Origin of the sequence: Actinoplanes sp. NPDC051633 (assembly GCF_040681735.1) — a bacterium.
GTDB lineage: Bacteria > Actinomycetota > Actinomycetes > Mycobacteriales > Micromonosporaceae > Actinoplanes.
Genome location: NZ_JBFAZH010000758.1, coordinates 1 through 3,844, shown reverse-complemented (window position 1 = coordinate 3,844; position 3,844 = coordinate 1). Strand labels below are relative to the sequence as shown.

Sequence of the window (3,844 nt, the reverse complement as noted above, 5' to 3'; positions counted from 1 at the left end):
GACGACCAGGCCGGCCCCGAAGAGTCCGATCGCGGCGAGCAGGGGCCGGGCGGGGCCGCGGCGGTCCGCCCAGGAGCCGGTGACGACCGTGCCGATGACGCTCGCCGCGAGGGTGGCCGAGAACGCCAGCGAGTAGAGCGCGCGGCCATCCAGGTCCTCGGTGACCACCGGCATGATCGTGGTGACGGCAAGCGACTCGAAGGCCGCCAGGAAGACCAGGCTCCACGAGCCGACGGTGGTCAGGGCGTAGGGGCGGGCCAGGATGCCCGCCACTGCTTTCTCCTCGGTGGCCTCCGCTGCCGTCGCCGTCATGCCCCGACGCTACGACTTCGATCCGGCTTGAAGTCAATGCGATAACGACGGGCGGGTCGGGCAGTGACGTCAGCCTTTGGGGGACCGCGCACTGCTTGCGTCGGCGGAGCGAGCCTGCACAATGCTCTGGTGCAAAACCAGACAACTAGTGACTCTTTGCAGCAACTGCTCGAAATGCCACGAAAGTCATGGTGGGCTCGGCTGCCGTTCGGGATCCGGATGACGGTCGGCGCCAGTGCCGTGCTGGTGCTCATCGGCGGCGGCACCGCGGCCGTCGCGGCGATCACCGACGACGACACGCGCATCGTGCGCTCGGTCGGGCAGGACCAGCAGGTCGCCGCCGCGCCCCCGGCGCCGGCCGGTGCGGCGGCCGGAGTGACGGGCGGCGCGACGGGCGGGGCGACGGGCGGGGGCGCGCAGGGCCGGACGCCGTCGGCCGACGCGCAGCTCGGCGGTCAGTCCGGCGTGGCGGAGCAGCGCGTCGCCGAGGAGGCCGACCGGACTGCCCCGCGTACCCCCCGCAAGGAGCTGGTGGAGCAGCCCCCGCAGGTCGCCGCCACGCGCGTGCCCGCCGCGAAGCCCGCGATGCCGGCGCAGCCGGCCGTCACCACCCGCACCGAGACCGAGACGCGGACGATCCCGTTCCGGACCCGGCTGGTGCGCGACCCGGCCCTGCCGCGCGGACGCAAGCGGATCCAGACCGAGGGCGTGCCCGGCGAAGAGGTCCTGCGGTACGCGGTCACCGTCACCAACGGTCAGCCCACCGACCGCCGCCTGGTGGACAGCACGGTGACCCGGCAGCCGCAGCACCGCGTGGTCGCCTTCGGGACCGGGCGCGGCGGCGGCTGGGGATGCCGGCCGGACCACGGATGCCGGCCGGGCGGACGAGCCGCCGGCTGCGCCCAGCCGGAGAGTGCTCAGCCAGAGAGCGCCGCTCTGCCGCTCGGCGGCACGGTCGCCCTGCTGGACGAGGACCTCGCCGTGCTCGACGACCTCGAGCTCCAGCAGGGCATGCTCTGCTAGACACGGGGGATGCTCGATGAACTGAGCGCGCGACTGATCGAGGTGCCCGGCGTGGCCGGCGTCATGCTGGGCGGGAGCCGGGCGCGCGGCGACCACACCGAGACCTCCGACTACGACCTGGGGATCTACTACCGCCGGCCGCTGGACCTCGACGCGCTGGGCGAGGTCGCCCGGGAGTTCGGCGGTCCGGACGCCACGGTCACCCCGCTCGGCGAGTGGGGGCCGTGGGTGGACGGCGGCGCCTGGCTGACCGTGGGCGAGGTGGCCGTCGACTTCCTCTACCGCGACCTCGACCGGGTGGAGCGGTCCTGGGCGGACGCCGAGGCGGGCCGGCTGACCTGGCACACGCAGGCCGGTCATCCGCTGGGCGTGCCGGATTTCCTCTACGCCGGCGAGGTGGCGCTCGGGGTGATCCTGCAGGATCCGGCCGGTGCGCTCGCGGGGTTGAAACGCCCCTACCCGCGGCCGTTGCAGGAGCGGCTCGTCGCCGGGCTGTGGGAGGCGGACTTCATGGTCAAGGTGGCGCACAAAGGGGCTCTGCACCACGACCCGGCCTACGTGGCCGGGTGCCTGTTTCGGCTGACCGGCGTGTGCGCGCATGCCCTGCACGGCGCCGCCGGAAAGTGGCTGATCAACGAGAAGGGCGCCGTGGCGGGCGCGGCCGGGCTGCCCGGGGCGCCGCCGGACTTCCAGCAGCGGGTGGACACGATCTTCAGCGCGGTCAGCGGCGACCCGGCGCGGCTGAGCATGGCCATCGACCTGGCCGGCGCACTGGTCGTGGACACCGCCGACGCGTGCGCCATGATGATCCGGTGACCGCCGACGCACCCACCATCCTCGCGACCAGCGCCTCCTTCCGCCCCGGGCGGTACGGGCTGCTGGACATGCGGCCCGGCCCGATCCACTACTTCGCCGCCGAGCTGGCGAACGCCGGGCCGCGCCCGAAGATCTGCGTGCTCAACCAGGCCATCGGCGACCCCGAGGCGCGGATCGGCGCGACCTACGCGGCCTTCGCCGGCACCGGGTTCGAGGCGTCGCACCTGGCGCTGTTCCCGATGCCGAACGTCAAGGACATCCGCGCGCACCTGCTGGCTCAGGACGTGATCTGGGTCAGCGGCGGCAGTGTGGCGAACCTCTGCGCGGTGTGGCGGGTGCACGGGCTCGACGAGATCCTGCGCGAGGCGTGGCAGGCCGGGGTGGTGCTCGGCGGGGTGTCGGCCGGCTCGATCTGCTGGCACGTGGGCGGCAGCACGGACAGCTACGGCTATGAGCTGCGCGGCTTCACCGATGGGCTGGGCTGGCTGCCGTACAGCAACGGGGTGCACTACGACGCCGAGGAGCAGCGGCGGCCCAAGATGCACGAGCTGATCGGCAACGGCACGCTGCCCGACGGGTATGCGACCGACGACGGCGCGGGGCTGGTCTACCGCGGCACGGAACTGGCCGAGGTGGTCGCGGACGCGGAGGGCCCCCTGGGGTACGAACTCAGGCGTACGGCCGATGGCAAGGTGACCGAAACGCCCCTGCCGACCCGTGTCCTGCCCGACAATCACAAGAAGTAAAGATTCGCCCAGTCACCCCATGGTGGACTTCTCAGTTGGTGAATCGGTGCGACCGTAAGGTTAAGTGTTCTTCACGCGCGGGCAGAACGGCGCGGTGAGAGCGATTTTCTGATCTCCGAGGAGATGCAATGGCTTCCTGGATCTGTGCGACGGCGGAACGTTCCGGTCTTCGCGGCGGCGAAGGCGGGACCTGCCACTGACGATCCGGAGCGCGGGCCTCAGGAGTACAGAACGACCATCACGAAGGCCACCAGAACGGCGGAGAGCGTGAGGGACGCGGCGAGAAGAGCGGACGGGGTCGCCGAGACCCGGTTGCCGCCCTCGCCGCCGGGGTGATCGTTCATGTCGAACTCGGTGCGGTCGGGCCGCGGCAACACAGACATGGGTCTTTGCAGGTAGGCCAGCACCTTGATCGCTCCCGGCGTCTCTTGACCAATCGAACGCGATGGAACTCCGGCCGTCAGCATGCGGCCCGGTGGTGACGCCCCGCAACTGTTACTCGACGGTAACCACCGGAGGTGCGCTCGTCGGTTCCGGTGGCCGAACGGATGTACCCGGTCGGGGTCGGTCCGCCGGAGGATTTGTCTTCTATGGCCGATTCGGCATCATTGTTGTGACCATGTTTGACGGGGGTCGGACGATCATGCCGGTGCCATCCGAATTGAAGAACCTGTCGCAACGAGTTCTTCATGTATCGGTCTTCGTCCTCGGTGTCGTCTCCGGTGTCGCGGAGCTGGCTGATTTCTCCACCGGAGTCAGCCGGGCGATCTTGCAGACATTGGGGATCGCATGCCTGCTCTACTTCGTCGTGCGCCTCTGGCTCTTCTATTTCAACGCGCGCATCCGCCAATTGCACACGCAGATGCAGGACCTCAACGAGAAGCTCACCCTTCAGCAGGCCGGCCACCATCTGTACTTGCAGGCGATCGAGCGGATCAGCGACCGGG

4 protein-coding genes and 2 pseudogenes are annotated in these 3,844 nt (G+C 70.5%); 4 read left to right on the top strand and 2 right to left on the bottom strand.

Going from position 1 to position 3,844, the window contains the following annotated elements:
• Positions 1–312, bottom strand: a pseudogene (locus tag AB0M20_RS31415) (MFS transporter); the annotation flags it as partial.
• Positions 313–531: 219 nt separating this feature from the next.
• Between AB0M20_RS31415 and AB0M20_RS31410 the strand changes: the two are divergent.
• Genes AB0M20_RS31410 through AB0M20_RS31400 form a run of 3 tightly spaced genes read left to right on the top strand, consistent with a single transcriptional unit; the run spans position 532 to position 2,897 of the window.
• Entirely contained in the window at positions 532–1,335 is an 804-nt protein-coding gene (locus AB0M20_RS31410) for a G5 domain-containing protein (RefSeq protein WP_364303950.1), read from the top strand.
• A 9-nt stretch (positions 1,336–1,344) separates the two neighbouring features.
• Positions 1,345–2,151 carry a nucleotidyltransferase domain-containing protein gene (locus AB0M20_RS31405; RefSeq protein WP_364303949.1) on the top strand — a complete coding sequence of 269 codons (807 nt, stop codon included), beginning with the start codon at positions 1,345–1,347 and terminating at the stop codon, positions 2,149–2,151.
• The gene (locus AB0M20_RS31400) at positions 2,148–2,897 is read left to right on the top strand and encodes a peptidase E (RefSeq protein ID WP_364303948.1); all 750 of its coding nucleotides are present in this window, start codon (positions 2,148–2,150) and stop codon (positions 2,895–2,897) included. Before AB0M20_RS31405 ends, AB0M20_RS31400 begins: the two co-directional genes overlap by 4 nt.
• 218 nt (positions 2,898–3,115) lie before the next feature.
• Here the strand turns inward: AB0M20_RS31400 and AB0M20_RS31395 are convergent, their stop codons facing one another.
• A complete protein-coding gene (locus tag AB0M20_RS31395) occupies positions 3,116–3,280 on the bottom strand; it encodes a hypothetical protein (RefSeq protein WP_364303947.1) in 165 nt (54 codons plus the stop codon).
• A 92-nt stretch (positions 3,281–3,372) separates the two neighbouring features.
• Here AB0M20_RS31395 and AB0M20_RS31390 point away from each other — a divergent pair.
• Positions 3,373–3,844: pseudogene (locus AB0M20_RS31390) on the top strand (hypothetical protein); the annotation flags it as partial.

Coding starts and splice junctions, on each gene's coding strand:
- AB0M20_RS31410 (WP_364303950.1), top strand. CDS start 532: ATGACGGTCGGCGCCAGTGCCGTGCTGGTGCTCATCGGCGGCGGCACC.
- AB0M20_RS31405 (WP_364303949.1), top strand. CDS start 1,345: ATGCTCGATGAACTGAGCGCGCGACTGATCGAGGTGCCCGGCGTGGCC.
- AB0M20_RS31395 (WP_364303947.1), bottom strand. CDS start 3,280: ATGTCTGTGTTGCCGCGGCCCGACCGCACCGAGTTCGACATGAACGAT.